This is a genomic window from Paenibacillus sp. FSL A5-0031 (genome assembly GCF_001956295.1).
In the GTDB taxonomy this organism is placed as follows: domain Bacteria; phylum Bacillota; class Bacilli; order Paenibacillales; family Paenibacillaceae; genus Pristimantibacillus.
The window spans coordinates 286651-304188 of the sequence record NZ_MRTD01000007.1; the positions used below are offsets into that span (position 1 = coordinate 286651).

General features: G+C 45.1%; 16 protein-coding genes, 1 pseudogene and 1 riboswitch. Of the genes and pseudogenes, 10 read left to right on the forward strand and 7 right to left on the reverse strand.

Going from position 1 to position 17538, the window contains the following annotated elements; all coding sequences use genetic code 11:
* Positions 1-129: 129 nt before the first annotated feature.
* The 4 genes and pseudogenes from BK120_RS14995 to BK120_RS15005 all read right to left on the reverse strand — a co-directional run bounded on the left by BK120_RS14995 (position 130) and on the right by BK120_RS15005 (position 3812).
* Positions 130-2247, reverse strand: a complete 2118-nt coding sequence (locus tag BK120_RS14995; protein WP_179089806.1) for a tyrosine-type recombinase/integrase — start codon at positions 2245-2247, stop codon at positions 130-132.
* Positions 2195-3307 (reverse strand): tyrosine-type recombinase/integrase, encoded by a 1113-nt coding sequence (locus BK120_RS15000; RefSeq protein ID WP_256710898.1) that lies wholly within the window; start codon positions 3305-3307, stop codon positions 2195-2197. The genes BK120_RS14995 and BK120_RS15000 overlap by 53 nt, the downstream gene beginning before the upstream one ends.
* Positions 3308-3490: 183 nt before the next feature.
* Positions 3491-3613, reverse strand: a pseudogene (locus tag BK120_RS34910) (Y-family DNA polymerase); the annotation flags it as partial.
* The gene (locus BK120_RS15005) at positions 3603-3812 is read right to left on the reverse strand and encodes a hypothetical protein (RefSeq protein ID WP_076268302.1); all 210 of its coding nucleotides are present in this window, start codon (positions 3810-3812) and stop codon (positions 3603-3605) included. The pseudogene BK120_RS34910 and the gene BK120_RS15005, both read right to left, overlap by 11 nt.
* Before the next feature lie 240 nt (positions 3813-4052).
* Between BK120_RS15005 and BK120_RS15010 the strand changes: the two genes are divergently transcribed.
* The 10 genes from BK120_RS15010 to BK120_RS15055 all read left to right on the forward strand — a co-directional run bounded on the left by BK120_RS15010 (position 4053) and on the right by BK120_RS15055 (position 14769).
* Positions 4053-5600, forward strand: a complete 1548-nt coding sequence (locus BK120_RS15010; RefSeq protein ID WP_076268371.1) for a spore germination protein — start codon at positions 4053-4055, stop codon at positions 5598-5600.
* Between the two features lie 18 nt (positions 5601-5618).
* Positions 5619-6827 (forward strand): Ger(x)C family spore germination protein, encoded by a 1209-nt coding sequence (locus BK120_RS15015; protein ID WP_076268303.1) that lies wholly within the window; start codon positions 5619-5621, stop codon positions 6825-6827.
* 21 nt (positions 6828-6848) lie between these two features.
* On the forward strand, positions 6849-7931 hold the full coding sequence (locus BK120_RS15020; RefSeq protein WP_076268304.1) for a GerAB/ArcD/ProY family transporter: 1083 nt from the start codon (positions 6849-6851) through the stop codon (positions 7929-7931).
* Positions 7932-8022: 91 nt separating this feature from the next.
* The gene (locus BK120_RS15025; protein ID WP_076268305.1) at positions 8023-9495 is read left to right on the forward strand and encodes a glycosyltransferase; all 1473 of its coding nucleotides are present in this window, start codon (positions 8023-8025) and stop codon (positions 9493-9495) included.
* Between the two features lie 138 nt (positions 9496-9633).
* Positions 9634-9746, forward strand: a riboswitch (TPP riboswitch).
* A 184-nt stretch (positions 9747-9930) separates the two neighbouring features.
* Entirely contained in the window at positions 9931-10971 is a 1041-nt protein-coding gene (locus BK120_RS15030) for an ABC transporter substrate-binding protein (protein WP_076268306.1), read from the forward strand.
* A gap of 66 nt (positions 10972-11037) precedes the next feature.
* A complete protein-coding gene (locus BK120_RS15035; RefSeq protein ID WP_076268307.1) occupies positions 11038-11340 on the forward strand; it encodes a thiamine-binding protein in 303 nt (100 codons plus the stop codon).
* The gene (locus BK120_RS15040) at positions 11330-12103 is read left to right on the forward strand and encodes an ABC transporter permease (protein WP_076268308.1); all 774 of its coding nucleotides are present in this window, start codon (positions 11330-11332) and stop codon (positions 12101-12103) included. The genes BK120_RS15035 and BK120_RS15040 overlap by 11 nt, the downstream gene beginning before the upstream one ends.
* Positions 12104-12105: 2 nt before the next feature.
* The gene (locus tag BK120_RS15045; protein ID WP_305953886.1) at positions 12106-12903 is read left to right on the forward strand and encodes an ABC transporter ATP-binding protein; all 798 of its coding nucleotides are present in this window, start codon (positions 12106-12108) and stop codon (positions 12901-12903) included.
* The gene (locus tag BK120_RS15050) at positions 12904-13770 is read left to right on the forward strand and encodes a TatD family hydrolase (protein ID WP_083681986.1); all 867 of its coding nucleotides are present in this window, start codon (positions 12904-12906) and stop codon (positions 13768-13770) included.
* A gap of 207 nt (positions 13771-13977) precedes the next feature.
* On the forward strand, positions 13978-14769 hold the full coding sequence (locus BK120_RS15055; protein ID WP_076268309.1) for a glucosaminidase domain-containing protein: 792 nt from the start codon (positions 13978-13980) through the stop codon (positions 14767-14769).
* A gap of 114 nt (positions 14770-14883) precedes the next feature.
* Here the strand turns inward: BK120_RS15055 and BK120_RS35280 are convergent, their stop codons facing one another.
* The 3 genes from BK120_RS35280 to BK120_RS15065 all read right to left on the reverse strand — a co-directional run bounded on the left by BK120_RS35280 (position 14884) and on the right by BK120_RS15065 (position 17528).
* Positions 14884-15045 (reverse strand): hypothetical protein, encoded by a 162-nt coding sequence (locus tag BK120_RS35280; protein ID WP_179089800.1) that lies wholly within the window; start codon positions 15043-15045, stop codon positions 14884-14886.
* Between the two features lie 261 nt (positions 15046-15306).
* Positions 15307-16362, reverse strand: coding sequence for a DUF418 domain-containing protein (locus tag BK120_RS15060; RefSeq protein WP_076268310.1), 1056 nt, complete (start codon positions 16360-16362; stop codon positions 15307-15309).
* Positions 16363-16676: 314 nt separating this feature from the next.
* Positions 16677-17528, reverse strand: a complete 852-nt coding sequence (locus BK120_RS15065; protein WP_076268311.1) for an MBL fold metallo-hydrolase — start codon at positions 17526-17528, stop codon at positions 16677-16679.
* Between the last annotated feature and the right edge of the window lie 10 nt (positions 17529-17538).

The window sequence follows — 17538 nt, forward strand, 5'->3', positions numbered from 1 at the left end:
AAGAGAACCAAGGGCAGAGCCAAGGTGCTCTGCCGAAGGTCCGGTAGGGTAAAGAGATAAGGCAGCGGATATGTAAGGAGGGAAAGCTTTCTCTCAACAGATAGATGTAGCTATTTTCAAGGGATAGATTTAGCCATCTTCGTTCCGAGTTTCTCGTTCGATTCCCATGAATTCACGTCTGGATTTCTCTAGACCGAAGATACCGGGATTATTGTGTAACCCATGTAGGATACCCATGTATCGATGTAATTTAGCTTGAGTTAGCTCAATGGATCGAATCCGATTCGTTTTTTTGTAGCTCTCGATGTCATTTTCCATTTTATTGATTTGATCTTCATAGTAGGAAATAAATGTTTGATCCACATGGAAACTCTTGCAGCTGTTCTTAATACAAGGCGGATCTAGTGTCTGTTTTAAAAACTCACACGGCATCTTGGGGCTTTTAATACAAATACCGTGATCCAATCGAATGGAATCAAAATTATGTCGAATCCATTCCAACTCTATACCATTCTCAATCGCTTGCTCATCAAGATTTGCATGAACGATTCTACCATCTTGAGAAAGCCTTATTGATGGAAAAGCACCGTTTGCTCTTGCTTTCTCCCACTCTTTACGTTTTGTTTCTCTCAGTATTTTCGCGTAAACAGCAGTCATTTCGGGGCTGGAATGCGCCATTAATTGCTGCACAATAGTGATATCCATACCGTTATTTATCAATGTTACGCCATAGCGATGTCTAAATGCATGGTTATTAAACCAATATAGATTGCCGTTGGGATCCAAAATATTGCATTTTTGAACAAGTACATTTAAATTTTGCGAAATTGTCCGAGCGGTCACTGGTGAGCCTTTTCGTGGCCCTTTACATACGGGAAAGAGCAAAGAAAGAGGATTTTCATTTTTTGTTAATTGTTCCTCTACTAGCTTTTTTTGTGCCAAGATGGCATGAGCGATTTCTACTGAAATCGGGACTTTATGATCCTTGTACATAACCTTTTTTTGATCACCAACTAACCACCAACCATTGTCCGTTTCCAATAAGCAATCTAGATTTAACGACAACACATCACAAGTACGGAATCCTGAGGCCTCCATAACAAGAATAATCGGCACATACTGTTTTGGAAATTGATCGATGTGAAGAATAACTTCATTCCAAATATTATCAGGAATATGACCAATTTCATCTTTAATTGTGTAATTCCGAGTGGGCTTGTCTTCAGAAAAAATTAGCCTGTTAACGAGAATAGTTGGTGCTTCTATCCAATCAACTCGCTGAATTATTTCAATGAAAGAGTTTAAAGTGTTCATACATTTTTGTATGTGATGGTTTGATGAAGGAGCCTGATGAATATTATTCCTAGTTGTTCCACCCATAGGAGTCTCCCGTAGATATTGAAGATATTTTTCAATATCTTTACGGGAGAGATCTCGTAGATCCCGCCATTCAGGGTAAGAACTGTTAATGAACTCCAGGAATCTAACAATGTTACTTAGGTTGTTCGTAACAGTGTTGAATTTGATTGATTGTTGACTAAACAAACGTAGCTTTACATACCTTTTCAATAAATCTCTGAACTGAAATGGGACTCTGGTGAAATTAATTTTCACCTCATACTTCGATGAGTTGAAAGGGATATTCAACTTTCTGACATCCCATATATCTTTTTCAAATTCATCTCTTTCGTCATAAAAATCTAGGTAGAAATCATAGAACTTGCTTATGAAAGTCATAGTTCCACTACGACTGGTATACTCTGCATCACGATTCTCATTTTGTTTTACTCTAACCCAAGCCTTAAGTGTTCGCAAAGTCTGTACATTCTGGCTTTGAAGATAAGTTCTCCAATTCATTTCTAATTTGTACTTTGGAATATCTATAATCGTTTTTAGATGAGGGAAATAGTTATTGATAAAGTCTCCAAACTTGTGAATAACATAGCCATTAAGTTCATACACAGTAGATAGAGTCAATTGCCCAAGTAATAATTTTTGAGCTAAATAATACTTCATTTCTGTTTTAATGAATTCGTTTTGAAAGCTCTCCCAATATAAAGTTCTTCCAGTACGCTTCCATTCATCAGTAAGAAGTGGACATTCCTTCACATTCCAGAGAGGCTTTGCCCAATATCCAGTCAGAGTCTTTTCCATCTCCAAAAAATGATGTTCTTTGGGTCCGATAAAAATTCGATTACTCCGTGTCAAATAATTCCGTCCTCTCTTTTTTCTTAATTGCTTTTTCATACTCAGATCTAATATCCTCATCTGAAGGGTGAAGGTATAAATTCATGGTTGTTTGAACATTACGATGACCTAACAATTCTTGAATTGTTTTAATACTGGCACCGTTTCTTTGAAGTTCAGTTGCATAACTATGACGAAACAGGTGAGGAGTAAAATTTATCCCCGTTTTTTTCTTCATGCGTTTTACCCAAGAACTCGTTGATGGATAATCCAATGGTTGTCCTTTGTTATCACCACGAAGTTTAAAGAAAACATAGTTTGTATCAATATCATCAGCGTGGTACTCAATAAGGAAATCTTGAAATAAGTTTATGGTGTTTTCGGTAACATACACTTTCCGCCCTTCACCAGCAGGAGTCTTTGATTTCCTAACAATAATAGAGTTTGTACCGATATCAAAATCTTCTATCCACAGCGATAGGGCTTCTGAAATGCGTAAACCACCTTCATATAAAACCAAGAGAAGTAAACGGTCTCTTTCGTTAGAACATGCTTGTTTTATAAAATCAATTTGAGTGTTTGTTAGAGTTTTAACCCTTCTTCGAGGGACTTTTATTTTTAATATATTGATATCTAAAGGTTTGCTTTTGTTGACGTGATGCAAGAAGGATTTGAAGGATCGGCGAGATCCAGACACTTTTCGAGTAACCTTCTCAACAATTTCATTTGAGAAGAGATCGGATCGCATTAGATAGTCATAGAAGGAGATTACGCATGTAATTATTACATTGATGGTTCTTTCTGTACGTTTAGCTGGTATTTGTTGCAAAGGGAATACATTAAGCGATTCATATGGAGTTCTTAACCATTGGATAAAGTCACTCAATAAATCCAAACTAACATCTTGATAAGTTTTATCCCTTAGCATTAAAAACTCAAAGTAAAGTTTGAGATGATAACAATAAGATTTAATGGTATTGGTTGACTTCTCGCAGTTATCCAAATATTTTAGATATTTGATTACAGGGATAACAGGGGATCCTACGGAGTCCAACAACATGTACCGGGTCTTCATTTCTTCATTTTTAGTGGATACGATTACTTCTTGCACCTTCAACATACTTATTAAACCAACCTCCCGCGGCTTTGCTAGGGATACGCCCTCCACTGGAATATCCCTATCATTAAATACTATAGAATCATAAATTAATTAATCTAAATAATAAATTAACAGCGAAAGAAAAAAGAAGCAATTATTATCGTTGTGAACGGTAATAACTACTTCATATTATAGTCCATATAAGCGGCGTTCGGGGTCGCCCGCAACAGCAACCGGCAGATGGCGATACTCGGGATGCTCCGCCTTCTCCACCGATGCATAAAACGATTGGCAATCCGCAAGCATAATGACTTTGTTAAGAGACATTTCGGCTCACCAGCTCTGCTGCTAATACATTTGCCGCAAGAAAGACGCGCTGTGCGCCGGAGTCTATACAAAAGGCTCTGACATAACCGTCTCTCACAGATAGGACACGAATCCTTCGTTTCGTAAACTTGCCTTTTTTGCTCATATAAATCACATCTACGACACAACCGACTAGGCTGAACCATTTTTCCATTGTCATGATGCATCTCCTCCATAACAAGAACGTTTGTTCTTATTATATACAGAACGCACGTTCTTATACTAGAGGTTATTTGTGGTTATTATTGACAAGGTTTGGTTGGGAACAGCTTCGCAGTCCGATTAGGCGTTCGAATAGCTATACGCGGAGCAGCACGAAAACCAATCTCAAATAGGACAGTACATATTTACATCCATAATGCGCCAAAATAGAAGCAACATGGAAACGAAGGGTGCCGTTATGAACAAACAAAACACAGGTAGGCTAACGCCGTTTAGTCCGTCGCTGCATGCGAATGTCAAAACCATTCGCGATTGCTTCGGCAACAGCACGGATATCGTAATCCGAATGTTTCGCAGCGATGCGGCTCCAGAACGTGAGATTGCCATTATTTATGTGGATGGAATCGTGAACTCGCAAATCATTAATGAGAGTGTCATGGAACCGTTAATGTCAATGAGGCTGCCGCAGCATGCTCATGTGAAGGGAAGCAAGCTGCTGGAAGCGCTTCGCAGCTGCGTCGTTTCAATCGGCTCGGTGCAGAGTGTGAACACACTAGAGTATGCACTCCAATATATGACGGACGGATTATGTGTCATTATGGCGGATGGCAGCGCGGAAGCGCTGACGGCGGATGTGAACGGCGGCGAACAGCGCAGTGTTACGATTCCTCAGACTCAGACCGTGATTCGGGGTCCGCAGCATGCCTTTGTAGAAAACATTCAAACGAACATCAGCTTGGTCAGGCGCATAATACGTTCCTCTGACCTTCATGTGCAAGTGCACAAGATCGGTCAGCAAACGCATACGAATGTAGCCGTTATGTATTTGCACGGTATAGCAGACGAAGGGATCGTGAAGGAGGTTTACCGCAGGCTGGCGGCCATTGACATTGACGGTGTGCTGGAGAGCGGATACGTGGAAGAGTTTATTCAAGATGATACGTTCACGCTGTTTCCAACGCTTTCAAATACAGAGAGGCCGGACTCAGTGGCAGCAGCGCTGCTGGAGGGAAGAGTAGCGGTAATGATAGACGGCTCGCCTATGGTCTTAATGGCCCCGACTACATTTTTTTCGTTTTTTCAATCGCCAGAGGATTATTATCAACGATATGATATTGCATCCTTCGTTCGTCTCATCCGTTACGGTTCATATATTGTGTCCATTCTGCTGCCTGCCTTGTATATCGCAGTTACAACCTTTCATCAGGAGATGCTTCCGACAACGCTGCTCATTAGTCTAGCGGCGCAGCGAGAGGGGATTCCGTTCCCTGGACTGGTTGAGGCGCTGTTGATGGAGGTCACTTTCGAGGTGCTGCGAGAAGCAGGATTACGAATGCCGCGGGCGATTGGGCCCGCCATATCTATCGTGGGCGCTCTCGTACTCGGCCAGTCGGCTGTTCAGGCGGGCATCGTGTCAGCGGGTATGGTGATCATCGTATCCTTTACGGCGATTTCCAATTTTGTAATGCCGGAATTCAACATGGCGGCCACATCTCGCATTATTCGTTTTATCTTTATGATTATGGCCGGTATTTTTGGGTTTTTCGGCATTTTCATTTCTGTATTGTTTATGCTGATCCATTTGGTATCGCTGCGCTCGTTCGGAGTGCCATATATGTCTCCGCTGGCACCAGGACCTACAAAGCAAGGACCATGGCGAGACGTGTTCGTCAGGCTGCCATGGTGGGCGGTCGTGCTTCGACCTCTAGATTTGAATCTGCGCAATCCAAGGCGGCGGCCGAACGGAAAAAAACCGCCGGCACAGCGTCATTCCGATAAGGCGTAATGAAAGGGGGAACCTGCCATGAAAAAATGGAGGCTGCTGCTGCCGATGCTCATTTGTTTGCTGGCAACGGGCTGCTGGAATCGCATAGAGCTGAATGATATTGCGATTGTTTCTGCTACCGGCGTTGACTGGAAGGATGGGAAATGGGTGTTGTCGTATCAAGTGGTCATACCGGAAGCCATTTCTAGTCAAAGCGCGAGCAACAGCACAGCGGCAGTCCATGTTTTTTCCACGCAAGGGGAAAGCTTCAGAAGCGCGGTCAGCAAAGCAAGCCAGGAGACGTCGCGGCGCCTCTATTTCGCACATAATCAAATTGTCATTATCGGTCAGGCTGCAGCGCGCAAAGGACTGGGACCACTCCTAGACACGTATTTGCGCAATCATGACTCCCGCGAGACGGTGAGCGTTTTCTTGTCGAAGGGCAGCGCGCGCCGGATGCTCGAGCAATTGATTCCACTTGAGAAAATTCCAGGCGCAGCCATTCAGCGCATGATCAATAATGAAGAGATGAACAGCTCTGCCTTCCGTCAAATGACCATTCATAAAGTACTGCTGGATTTGCTGGGAACGACAAAGGCCACTGGCATACCCGGTTTAATTGTGTCCGGTACGAAAGAAAGTGTGGACAATGCAGGGCAGCTTGCGTACACCAGTACACCTTCAAAGGTCAGATTGTTTGAACTGGGCCTTATTGAAGGGGACAAGCTGGTAGGCTGGATCAACAATGAAGAAAGCCAAGGCGTGATGTGGCTCGCAAATCAAGTGAAAAAAACGACGGTTTCATTCGCATGCTCAGCGGACAAGAACGAGCCCAAAAACTCAACTATTCGCATTACGCATTCGGATACAACGCAGACTCCTAAATCTTCAAAAGGCAATTGGCTGATGGATTTGAGCGTAAAGGCGACTGGAACGCTGATGGAGTACAATTGCGAGGGTGATCTCATGAATCCGAAAGAAATAGAGAAAATACAAAAACGGATTGAGGGCGAGATTGCCGCTATTATGCAAAAAGGCTGGAACGCTGTCAGCAAGCATAAAGCCGATGTAATCGGCTTCGGAACGATCATTCACAATAAATATCCAAAGCAATGGTTAAAAACGTCGGGCAGCTGGTCGGAGCAGTTTTCGAACATCGAAGTAAAGATGAAAGTTAAGGTGAATTTGAATTCAACTGGCCTTAGCGGAAGTGGATTTAAGAAGGCGCAGGAAAAGGACCATCAATAACATAAGCAGAAAGGAGACCCTATGCAGCAGATTGGCAAAAACCAGCTTTCGATTTTGATCATCGTTTTTTTGATAGGCAGCACCCCTTTGTTCGAGCTCGGCATACAGGCGAAGCAGGATGCTTGGCTGGCGATGACGCTTGCTGCGATTGCTGGTCTGCTGCTTATCGTTATGTACGTTCAGGTGCAGAAGCGCTCCCCAAATTCGGAGCTTGCTGAGCTATATGTTATACACTTCGGAAAATGGATCGGCGGCTTTGTAGGCATACTTCACGCGTTATGGTTTGCTTATGAATCGATGCGCAACGTACGGGACGTCGGAGAGCTTACGATGACGGCGCTGCTCACCTTTACGCCGAAATGGATTGTTATGCTGCTGATTATCAGCGCTGCAGCGTATACCGTCAGCAAGGGAGTGGAAGTATTTGTCCGTGTCGTGCAGCTTCTATTTCCGATTGCAGCGCTCAGCTATGCTTTTATTATTTTACTCCTGTTTGTTGCCAGGTTGCCCAAAATAGCACATTTGCTTCCCGTTTTTGAACACGGGATTGGGCCTGTCGTGAAGGCGGCCTTTCCAGATTTATTATCTTTTCCATTTGGACAAATGGTTATTTTTTTCGTTTTTTGGAAGCACGTGAGCGAGAAGAAAGGGATTGGGCCAGTCACTTACAAGGCTTATATTGGCGTGTCCTTATTTCTAATCCTAATGAATATCGTTACGCTATGCGTATTAGGGCCAGAGCTGTCCTCGCTTACAGCACTGCCGCTGCTTGAGGTTGTACAGTTAATTAGGCTTGCTAATATATTGGAGAGGCTTGATGTGCTTGTAACCTTGCTTCTGTTCATCGGTCTATATGTCAAAATGACTGCGCTATACATGGCATCGGTATTCATGTTCAATATGATCACTGGTATTGCCTACCGATATTGTGTGCTGCCTATTGGTCTCATTATTTATGGGGCATCGTTTATTGAAGCCAATAATACTTCCCATATTTGGATTGGACTCGATGTTACGCTGAAGATTGCGCCGTTGTTCCAAATTGTGCTGCCGCTGCTTATGCTAGCCGTTGGAATACGCAAGAAATACAAAAAGGCTGCATGATTGAAAGTTGTGCGCAGTGCTCACCCAAGCGGATAGGCTGACATATTTTATGGGTAAGTGAGCCGTTTATGCTTGCTTGAGGAGGATACGCGTGAGCGATGCCAATAGCTGCATGACAAGCATTATTCTCGTTACCTACAATAAGCTTGAATACACGAAACAATGTGTGGAAAGTATTCGGAGACATACGCAGAGAGGCAGCTATGAGCTGATTATTGTAGATAATGGTTCGACGGATGATACGGTAAAATGGGCTAAAACCGAGAGCGATATCATCGTAATCGACAATGGCTGCAATGCTGGTTTTCCTAAGGGCTGCAACCAAGGATTGGCCGCGGCCTCGGGCGATCTTCTGCTGCTGCTAAATAACGATACAATCGTAACGCCAAGCTGGCTTGACGGTCTCAAGCGCTGCTTATTTAGTGATGAACGAATCGGGGCAGTAAGCCCCGTTACGAATTCGGCTTCCTACTGGACGACGATCCCGGTCGCTTATAAGACGATAGATGAAATGGAGCTATTTGCTTCTGCACTGCATGCCAACCCTGACAGAACAAAATGGGAGGAGCGCGTGAAGCTGGTCGGCTACTGCCTTCTGCTGCGGAGAGAGGCATGGGAGAAAACGGGATCGCTCGACGAGATTTTCGGAATCGGCAACTTTGAAGATGATGATTATAGCCTGCGGCTCCGGCTGGCGGGATATAAGCTGATGCTGTGCGGCGATACGTTTATTCATCATTACGGCAGCATCTCCTTTAGCTCCGAGCCAGAACAATATGTACAAAACTTCAGAAAAAATGCTATTGTTTTTATGTCCAAATGGGGCTTTGACCCTGGTGATGCAACGTATATACGAATGGATTTCAGCACCGTAATTGAGCGGGAATCGCATGAGTACAGGCGCGAGAATTGCTCGATTATGGAAATAGGCTGCGGGTGCGGAGCTACGATTTTGCATATGAAAAAGCAATTCCCATCCGCAATATGGTACGGAGTTGAGCGTAACGAGCTGGCTGCTAGAGTAGCAGAAGCTTCGGGAATTACCGTATTCCGCTCGAATGATCCGAAGGATTGGAGGCTGCCTGCTGAAGGCCTTGACGGCATCGTAATCGGAGATGCTCATGCTTACGGGACACCGCAAGCCATGAAAAGTCTAGTTCGTCTTCTAAAGCCTGGGGGCTGGCTAGTCGGGTGCTTTGCTAATCGCTATTATTTCGACAATATTCGGCAATATTTAAATCCAGCTAATGCACAAGCACAGCATCAAGCGGCATCACAGTACTCCGCAGAACAAGTTAGCCAGCTTTATCTGCAGGCCGGTTTTATCTATGTGAAGATTACACGTGCGGATAATAAACCGCAGGAGCAGCTTGAATACATCCATCTGCTAGAGCAGCTAACGTCTGAAGAGATGTCAAAAGAGCTGACAGCCGCTTATTTGCTCGTATATGGACGCCTTGCTCCTGCAGCAGAGACCAAAGAAAAGGCAGACTTTGAAAGTTCGCAGGCTGCTGAAGAAGCAAAGGTTGAATGGCGGGATGAGCATGTGGATCTAGGACAATAACAGATGGTGCAGGAGCTGCATGTTCTGGCTGCCGTATGTAGTAAGAGGATTAGTATCGTGGCTTGATGATAATCATTTTCAAAAAAAACTAGCATTAAATGCGGGTTTTGCTATACAATGAATGGTATTGACGAAACCGAATATGTTCCGGGGAGCTGGTTAGGCCGGCTGAGAGGGGATTTTCTATACAATTCCGACCCGTTAAACCTGATCTGGATAATGCCAGCGTAGGGACAGAAGCTCTGTTTAGCAAGCAGGCGAGATCAAATTGATCAAGCATTTGCTGTATAAACAGCTGCACAGCCAATGATATGGCGTCCTCCGGATTAGGGGGACGCTTTTTTTTGTTGCGATTAGAATGATGCAGCCATGGAACCGGATACTACGAGGAGTCGTCACCTATTAGAATCGAAGCATGGAGAGGGGAACAACATCATGAATCAGAAAAAAACAGGGCATTTGTCGTGGAAAATCTTGGCTGCGATGCTAGTGTTCGTATTAGCGCTGGCAGGCTGCGGGGGTGGCGCTGGGAACAAGGGCGAACAGCCGAAAGAGCAAGAGGGAACAGCGGACAAGCCGCTAGAGAAGGTGCAGGTTGTACTCGACTGGACACCAAATACGAATCATACCGGACTTTATGTAGCTAGAGATAAAGGTTTTTTTAAGGAGCAAGGCCTGGATGTTGAAATTATTCAGCCAGGACAAAGCGGTGCCGATCAAATGGTCGCTTCGGGCAATGTGCAGTTTGGCGTAAGCTATCAGGAGTCAGTCACGATGGCGAGAATTGCCGGCGTGCCGCTCGTATCGATCGCCGCTGTCATTCAGCACAACACCTCAGGTTTTGCTTCTCCTCTTGCAAAGGGAATCGATTCACCTGAGAAATTTGAAGGAAAAACGTATGGCGGCTGGGGGGCTCCTGTTGAAGAGGCGGTCATTCAATCGCTTATGCAGGAGAAGGGCGCAGATGTGAGCAAAGTAAATATGATAAGCATCGGCGACGGCGACTTCTTTACGGCAGTGAAACGGGATATTGATTTTGCATGGATTTACTACGCATGGACTGGCGTGGAAGCAGAGCTGCGCGGCGAGAAGATCAATATGGTTTATTTAACAGACTACAGCGACAAACTGGATTATTATACGCCGGTAATCGTGACGAACGAAGATTTGATTAAGAATAAGCCGGAAACCGTCAAAGCGTTTACTGCTGCCGTATCCAAAGGCTATCAATACGCGATCAGCAATGCGGAGGATGCAGCAGAAATTTTAATAAAAGCTGAGCCGGATTTGAACGCAGAGCTTGTGCGCGCCAGCCAAAAATGGTTAAGCTCCAAATATCAAGATGACGCGCCGCGCTGGGGCGAACAGAAGCTGAGCGTATGGGAAAACTATGCGGCATGGATGTTTGAGCACAAGCTGCTGGAGAAGGAGCTTGAAGCGGAGAAGGCATTTACGAACGAATTTTTACCACAATAAGCAATTCGAACATACGGAGGGCGGGAAAGCCCGCTCTCACATACAACAAAGAGAGAAGGAAATCCGATGGCTAATGCATTAGTAAGCATTCAAATTTTACCAACAACGCCGGGCGGCGAGAGCGTTATTCCCTACGTAGATCGTGCCATTGATATTATTAAAGCGGCAGGTGTTCCTTACCGAGTAGCACCGCTTGAAACGACGATGGAGGGTGAGCTGAGCCATCTGCTCAGCGTCGTGCAGTCGATGAGCGAGGCGATGGCGGAGATGGGCTGCCCGTCCGTTATTTCACAAATTAAAATTTACTATAATCCGGCAAACGGCGCTTCCATGGGCAGGCTGCTGGAGAAATATCCAGATGGGCAATAAGAAATCGATTTGGTCGAAAATTTGGAAACCGGCAGCGCTGCTGATCGTGCTGATTGCCTGTTGGCAGGCGGCTGCATCGCTTGGATTATTTCAACAATGGCTCATTCCTTCTCCGATATCAATCGTGAAGGGAGCTATCGCTATTTGGCCGAGGTTGATGATGCATACGGGAGCAACAGTGCAGCTGACACTTATCGGCTTTTTAGGAGGATCGGCGGTGGGCTTATTGCTCGCCGCTTTGCTGCATTTAATTCCCGGCGTTCGATCGGCGGTATATCCACTGCTCGTGCTATCGCAAAACGTACCCATCATAGCGATTGCTCCAATTTTGACGATGCTGCTAGGCTATGGCATGCTGCCAAAGGCGCTGCTGGTCATCATGGTATGTTTTTTCCCCATCACAGTTGCCATGCTGAGCGGGCTTATGAATACCGATGCACAGCTTCGCAACTATTTGCAAATGATCGGTATTCGTAAATGGCAGCTGTTTTGGAAACTAGAGCTTCCTCATGCGATTGTTCATTTATTTTCCGGCTTGAAGATTGCGGCTTCATATAGTGTGTTAAGTGCGGTTGTTGCCGAATGGCTTGGTACAAACAAGGGTCTTGGCTCATTTATGCTTATTTCGTCCAAAGGTTTTATGCCAGATCGTGTATTTGCGGCAGTTGCCATCATCGTTGCGCTGAGCTTGACTTTATTTGGTTTAGTAACGTTAGCGGAGCGTCTTGTCATACGTTGGCGCCCTGAGAAAGAGGTGAGCTGACAGTGGTCAAACGTGATGAGCATCAATCAGTGACGCTTCAAACGCAAAATATTCGAATGAAGTATGGCAAAGGACAGATGAGCAAAGAAGTGCTTGGCGGATTATCCATCTCAATAGCAGATGGGGAGTTCGTATCGATTGTAGGGCCGTCCGGCAGTGGTAAAACAACCTTGTTTCAAATTATCGGCGGTTTGGAACGTCCTACGGAAGGCGAGATTTGGATCGATGGCAAGCAAACGACGGGCGAACGCGGACATATTTCCTATATGCCGCAGCAATCGTCGCTGCTTCCATGGCAAACCGTTGCAGGCAATATAGAGTTGTCGCTTACGATCTCTGGCATTGATAAAAAACTCGCGAAGGCAAGGACAAAGGAATGGCTCGAGCGAATCGGGCTGCAGGAATATGCGGATTCTTATCCGCATGTGCTCTCTGGAGGGATGCAGCAGCGGGTTTCTTTTCTCCGGGCACTGCTTGCTCCGCAGCGTCTGATGCTACTGGATGAACCGTTTGGCGCATTGGACGCTTTGACGCGGCAGCAAATGCAGCAGTGGCTTATGTCGATCTGGGAGCTGAACCGAAGATCGGTGCTGCTCGTTACTCATAGTATTGAAGAGGCTTTGTTTCTATCGGATCGGATTATTGTGCTGTCTCCATCGCCGGCAGTGGTGCTGGAGGAATTTCAAGTGCCATTCGAGCGTCCGCGTCATGAGTCATTATGGACAGACCCACGGTTTTATGCGATGAAGCAGCGCATTTATGATCTGCTTAAGACGGGTGCGAAGGAAGGAAACGTATAGATGGCGATACAAACAAGCAATGATCCGCGCAAAGGGCAATTGTACTCGGAATCTTCTCAGCAGGAAGGCACATGCATAGACGCACATATTCATATTGATTTGTATGAAGCAGAGCAGCGTGATGAGCTTCTAGAGCGTGCGTTCGCAGAAGGTGTAGCAGCTGTGATTGCCGTATCTATGCATTTGGAATCGTCTATTGTGAACCGTGACATTGCCCTGCGTTACGCAGGACGTGTGCACCCTGCTTATGGTTTCCACCCAGAGCAGCCCATACCTGCCGATAAGGAGCTTGATGAGCTGTTCGATTGGATTCGTTTGCGTCATGAAGCAGGGGAACGGTTTGCAATTGGCGAAGTAGGGCTGCCGTATTATACGCGAACAGAAGCGCAGCAAGCTGGGGGAAATATCGTTTTTGATGAGAATCCATACCTGCAGCTGCTGGATCGTTTTGCTGCGCTGGCCGCCGAACTGGATCGTCCAATTGTACTGCACGCAGTATATGAGGATGCCGGTAAAGCTTGCGACATATTGGAGCGGCATGGCGTTCGCAGAGCGCATTTTCATTGGTTCAAGGGCGATGCTGAGGTTATCCGCCGCATGGCGGCAAGCGGCTACATGGTGTCAATAACGCCAGACGTCGCTTACGAGGCAGAAATACAGCAGCTTGTAAGGGAGTATCCCATTGAGCTGCTGATGGTAGAGACGGATGGGCCATGGCCGTTTGAGGAAATCTATGCGGGTCAGCAGACGCGGCCTGCAATGGCTGCAGATGCTGCAAAGCATATTGCGAAAATAAAGCAGCTGCCAGCTGTGCAGGTTGCGGAAATAATGCTAGCCAATACGTGCCGCTTTTATGGACTCCTATAGTATTCCATTCATATAGAAAAGGCCGCTCCATCAGAATGAATAATCTGAGGATGCGGCCCTTTTATATTTAAAATACAAAAAAACATATAGGTAGAGACAGCCTTTCATACCACTTTGTCCATTGCCACTTGCGCTTTTACAGCATACAAAGATAAGGACAGGGTAATAGATGGCAAGCCAAAGTGGACAGCAGAAAGGAGACAGACGATGGCACAGCTGACGAAACAACAATTTATTGAACAATTAGCTCCGACGGTTATAAGAATAAGGCGAGAAGGATCAACGATGTTTCCTTCCGTACGTTTAGCGCAAAATGTACTCGAAACCGGCGGTGTTATTCACCCGTGGTACAACTTAGGCGGTATCAAGGTGGGCAGTGGACAGACGAATGCATATTGGCACGGAGAAGCAGTCGTAAAAGGAACATGGGAGGTCGTCGATGGCCGAAGCGAGAGTACGCGCGCTGCCTTCCGAGCCTATGAGAGCGTCTATCATTTTTATAAGGATCTAGATTTACTGCTGGCTACTTCGCGTTATGAGCGAGTTCGCAAGGCAGTGACGCCAGAACAGCAAGCTGACATGCTGTACGCATGCGGCTATGCGACAGATCCGGCTTATCCAGCCAAATTAAAAGCCATTATTACGCAGTATGGTTTGAAAAAATATGATGTTTTAGGAAGCACGCCGCTGCCTAAGCCAGAGAAGCTGAAGGATGCAGAGCTTGTTGTTGTATTGTACAAGGGAGAAGTTATTTCAGACGGCTACTTGCTCAAGGGTACAACTTGGGTACCGGCAAGGCTGCTTGGTGAAGCGCTTGGAGCGAAGATTGATTGGACGGGGAAAAAGGTTACCGTAAACGGCAAAGAGCTCGACTCGATTTTGTCCGAAGCAACAGGTTATGTACAAATACAGGATCTGTCCGCAGAGCTTGGGTTAACTGCTAGTTGGGAGCCGGCTGCGCGAGTCATCTTACTGTCGCAGGTGAAAGCAGGCAGTTAGTTAAGCGATTTAAGCTTCTGCCATCCTCTATAAAATAAGCAAGAAGCCAGCGGATCATCCGTTGGCTTCTCTTTTTGTGGTGCAGTTTAGAAATCATGCTATGGAATGAGCAGTTTATTTGCCTTTCTTGGATGCAGCCCAAAAAGCGAGTACGACAAGGGGGATAAAAATGTACCACGGAATGGTAATTGTACCGCCAACAATAACAGCGAGCACCATCACGATCAAGACACCGAGAATAATGTAAAGACAGCCTCTGCCGAACGTTTCCATCATTAATCGCCTCCTAAAGCTTAGGTTTTGCCGGGGCAAAACCTCCTTCGCAAGCAGTCACTTCTTGAGAGTATATTCGGTAATAACGTTTTTATGGGTGATATGGTTCCAAAAATTGAAGGGACAAAGAGGCTGCTGTATGAAACCAAACGGCCCAAAACAAACAAAAAAATGACCCGCATCGCTGCGGGCCGGTGTCCTAGATCTATATATCAACAGTGGGGTTGATGTCTCTAAGTATAAAAAACGAACCTTAACGCAGCATTAAAAATGTTTGTCGGTTTGTTTACAATAGCGCTCATTACGAATGGCTGGAATCGTCCAATAGGTTGCGATTCTCCAGATCCATTCCATCGGTCCCATTTTGAAAAAGGAGAGCCAGATCATACTGAATAACATTTGGATAATATAAATGCCGATGCAAAGCAGAGTCGTTTGAATAGGGCTAAGCATGCCTTTTAAATTAAAAAATGCTGCTGCCAAAAGCACGATAATCGTTTGCCCTAAATAGTTGGTTAAAGCCATTTGGCCATAGGCGCTTAAAGGTTTGAGCAGCGTACGAATAAATGGATGCTGAACAGCCCGTACAAGAGTAGTGACATAAAATAAAGCGACAAGAAGACCTATAAATGCAGCTGCTCCTTGGTAAATTTGCATCAATATCATATCAGATGAAGAACTGCCTTCTTCAATCACCATAACATTTTGCTCGGGAAGTATACGGCACTGGATAAAGACACCAATAGCGGCCATTGCAAAAGAGATCCAATGCAGCTTGCGGATTGCAGATTTTGACTCTGCAAGACGTTGAAATACCTTATACTGTCCAGCGGCAAGCCCAAGCAGAAACAAGGGTAGAATAAGCAATAGTTTGCCTCCTAGAAAGGAGGCAGGAAGTATAAGCGCTAAAGCGATAATCAAATTGATTTTTGGTTTAAGCTTGTAGAAAGGAAGAAGGATAAAGCCGGCAATTGCGTAAAGAAACAAGGCCTCTCCAGGATGGAATTTCTGATGAACAAATCCTAAGGCTAGCAAAAAAATAAGCCGGCGAATAAATAAAAGGTAACCGTTATTGCCTTTCTCGATCGCTCTAGATAGAAATAAATAAAAGCCTACGCCGAATAAAAAGGTGAATATGACATAGAAACGCGATTCTACCGTTAAATCGAGGATACGAGACATATACCAATTAGCAGTCCCCGCTTCAGCTGGCGCTACGTTAAGAAGGGGCAAAATATTGACAAGCAGAATGCCAATTAAAGCAAAACCTCGCAAAAAATCAAGCGTTTCAATTCGTTTGTTTCCAGAAATGGGGTTCAAGCAGCATACACTCCTAATCTTTACTTTGAATATAAAATAGTTTGGATTTTATTTTAAAAGGAATCTTTCCCTGTGAAAATTACAACAATAATTACAGCAGCGACAGTTCTTATCGTTTTTAACCATTGATTCATAAGTTGTTGCCTCCTCTGATGTTCAATAATCTATTTCCTATCATAAATAAAAAAACGATAGGCAGCCATCGATTAGAGTGACATTAAAGGTGACAAGATTGTAAGATGCACTGTAGGTAGAAACAGAAATAGGACGGAGCAGATTAAGCAGCTGCTCCGTCCTATTTTCAAGTAAACTGACTAATGTATCTGGTTATTGTCTGGAACAAAACGTCCATGCTCCGGAACTGCAATTTCTTTAAATTTTTTCGTTAGGAGCTTGAGATTATCAGACAAGGTTGCGCCAAACATCGGTTCCCCATGACCGGTAATCGCCAAATTCGGATTCAGATCTTTGAGAGTTCTAACGGATTGCTCGGCGGCTTTCCAATTAGTCGTAAAGTATTTAGGGGGACCGCTGATTTCCTGCTCCTGTGTGATGACCTTATATAGCGATTCCTGCTTAACTGTTGCAAATGCATCACCAGCAATCAAAGTGCCATCCTCAGGACGGAAAAATGAAGTATGTCCTGGTGTATGCCCCGGCGTATGAATATACTTCCAGCCTGGCATCCCCGGCACGCTGCCGTCTGTTGGAAAGGGATGTACTTTGTCGTCGAGGTGAATTCCTTTATGGGGGAAGAAGGTAGAAAGCTCAGATAAGAGACCGCCATGTACAGAGGAGTCCGCGGGCGGATAATCGGATTCTCCGGTCAAATAGGGCAGCTCCAGCTTGTGCGCGTACACGGGCACATTCCAGTGTTCGATCAATTCAATAATGGCACCAACATGATCGAAATGGCCATGAGTAAGCAGAATCGCTTGAGGAGCAGAATCAAAGCGTTCCTCTGCTTCTTTAATAATTTTATGGGCGGATCCTGGCATGCCTGCATCAATAAGAGCCCATCCAGCTTCTGGTTTCTTCGGATCGCCAACAAAACAAATATTGACGAATTGGATTGAGTAACAATAAACATCAGGCCGATAAGCAAGTCCATTTCCACTAGCGGAAGTCGTTATCGGCACAAAAGAATGCTCGAATGAGCTCTCCAACGTAAGACGC

Bases quoted from the DNA above. Each gene is read 5' to 3' on its own strand.
- BK120_RS14995 (WP_179089806.1), bottom strand. From the start codon at position 2,247: ATGAAAAAGCAATTAAGAAAAAAGAGAGGACGGAATTATTTGACACGG.
- BK120_RS15000 (WP_256710898.1), bottom strand. From the start codon at position 3,307: ATGTTGAAGGTGCAAGAAGTAATCGTATCCACTAAAAATGAAGAAATG.
- BK120_RS15005 (WP_076268302.1), bottom strand. From the start codon at position 3,812: ATGACAATGGAAAAATGGTTCAGCCTAGTCGGTTGTGTCGTAGATGTG.
- BK120_RS15010 (WP_076268371.1), top strand. From the start codon at position 4,053: ATGAACAAACAAAACACAGGTAGGCTAACGCCGTTTAGTCCGTCGCTG.
- BK120_RS15015 (WP_076268303.1), top strand. From the start codon at position 5,619: ATGAAAAAATGGAGGCTGCTGCTGCCGATGCTCATTTGTTTGCTGGCA.
- BK120_RS15020 (WP_076268304.1), top strand. From the start codon at position 6,849: ATGCAGCAGATTGGCAAAAACCAGCTTTCGATTTTGATCATCGTTTTT.
- BK120_RS15030 (WP_076268306.1), top strand. From the start codon at position 9,931: ATGAATCAGAAAAAAACAGGGCATTTGTCGTGGAAAATCTTGGCTGCG.
- BK120_RS15035 (WP_076268307.1), top strand. From the start codon at position 11,038: ATGGCTAATGCATTAGTAAGCATTCAAATTTTACCAACAACGCCGGGC.
- BK120_RS15040 (WP_076268308.1), top strand. From the start codon at position 11,330: ATGGGCAATAAGAAATCGATTTGGTCGAAAATTTGGAAACCGGCAGCG.
- BK120_RS15050 (WP_083681986.1), top strand. From the start codon at position 12,904: ATGGCGATACAAACAAGCAATGATCCGCGCAAAGGGCAATTGTACTCG.
- BK120_RS15055 (WP_076268309.1), top strand. From the start codon at position 13,978: ATGGCACAGCTGACGAAACAACAATTTATTGAACAATTAGCTCCGACG.
- BK120_RS35280 (WP_179089800.1), bottom strand. From the start codon at position 15,045: ATGATGGAAACGTTCGGCAGAGGCTGTCTTTACATTATTCTCGGTGTC.